The 1,449-nt window shown below is 69.1% G+C and carries 3 protein-coding genes; all 3 read left to right on the forward strand.

The genetic code is table 11. From position 1 onward, the window contains the following. On the forward strand, nucleotides 1–373 hold a 373-nt coding region (gspG, locus tag JMF90_RS36895; protein WP_201326326.1), incomplete at its 5' end, for a type II secretion system major pseudopilin GspG. A 39-nt stretch (nucleotides 374–412) separates the two neighbouring features. Then, the gene (locus JMF90_RS36900; protein ID WP_054928202.1) at nucleotides 413–982 is read left to right on the forward strand and encodes a GspH/FimT family pseudopilin; all 570 of its coding nucleotides are present in this window, start codon (nucleotides 413–415) and stop codon (nucleotides 980–982) included. Then, complete coding sequence (gene gspI / locus JMF90_RS36905; RefSeq protein ID WP_063934015.1) at nucleotides 979–1,386, forward strand: type II secretion system minor pseudopilin GspI; 408 nt, start codon at nucleotides 979–981, stop codon at nucleotides 1,384–1,386. Before JMF90_RS36900 ends, gspI begins: the two co-directional genes overlap by 4 nt. The last annotated feature ends 63 nt before the right edge of the window (nucleotides 1,387–1,449 follow it).

Genomic DNA, 1,449 nt, shown 5'->3' on the forward strand with positions numbered 1-1,449 from the left:
CGCGATCCTCGGGATCCTGGCAGCGCTGATCGTGCCGAAGATCATGAGCCGCCCAGACGAGGCGCGCCGCATCGCCGCGAAGCAGGACATCGGCACGATCATGCAGGCGCTCAAGCTGTACCGTCTGGACAACGGCCGCTATCCGACCCAGGAGCAGGGCCTGAATTCGCTGATCCAGAAGCCGACCACCGATCCGATCCCGAACAACTGGAAGGACGGCGGCTATCTCGAGCGCCTGCCGAACGATCCGTGGGGCAACGGGTACAAGTACCTGAACCCGGGCGTGCACGGCGAGATCGACGTGTTCAGCTACGGCGCCGACGGCAAGGAAGGCGGCGACGGCAACGATACCGACATCGGCTCGTGGCAATAGGCCGGCACTGATCGGCCCGACGTTTCATTCCCGTTCTTCATGCTCGCCATTCGCACGACCTCCCGCTGCGGCCGCGATTGCCGTGTGCGTCGCGGTGCGGTGCCGTTCGTACTGGCACGTGCCGATGGCGGCCTGATGAAGCACGGCGCGGCACGACGTCGCACGCGCGGCTTCACGCTGCTCGAAATGCTGGTCGTGCTGGTGATCGCGGGGCTGCTCGTGTCGCTCGCATCGCTGTCGCTGACGCGCAATCCGCGCACCGACCTGCGCGAGGAAGCGCAGCGTATCGCGCTGCTGTTCGAGACGGCCGGCGACGAAGCGCAGGTGCGCGCGCGGCCGATCGCGTGGCAGCCGACCGCGCACGGTTTCCAGTTCGACGTGAGCTCGCCCGACGGCTGGCGCACGCTGCGCGACGACCTGCTGCGTCCGCGCGACTGGGACGGCGGCGTCACCGGCGCCGACATCGATTACCCGGGGTCGGACACGCGCGCGAGCCGCGTCGTGTTCGGCACCGAGAGCATCGACACGCCGGTGCGCGTGACGCTGCATTCGGCCGCCGGCAGCGCGACGATCGTCGGCACCGGCAACGGCCGCTACGAGGTGCAATGACGATGCGTCGTCGCCTGCCCTTCCCCGTTTCTTCCGCCTGCGGCTTCACGATGATCGAGGTGCTGGTCGCGCTCGCGATCATCGCGGTCGCGCTCGCCGCGTCGATCCGCGCGGTCGGCACGATGGCGACCAACGCGTCCGAGCTGCATCGCCGGCTGCTCGCCGGCTGGAGCGCCGACAATGCGCTCGCGCAGCTGCGGCTCACGCATGCGTGGCCGGAGGTCGGCGAACAGAGTTTCGACTGCTCGCAAGGCAACGTGCAGCTCGTCTGCACGCAGCGCGTGAGCACCACGCCGAATCCGGTGTTCCGGCGCGTGCGGATTTCGGTGAGCATGCCCGGCCGCGCCGGCGTGCTCGCGCAGATGGTGACGGTGGTCGCGAATGAAACCAGCCGTCCGCTCTGACGCGCCGATGCGCCGCGCGTCCGCCCCCTCGTCCCGTGCTGCCCGCGGCTTCACGCTGATCGA

It is taken from the genome of Burkholderia sp. E168m23 (genome assembly GCF_016586125.1).
Classification (GTDB): Bacteria; Pseudomonadota; Gammaproteobacteria; order Burkholderiales; family Burkholderiaceae; genus Burkholderia; species Burkholderia orbicola.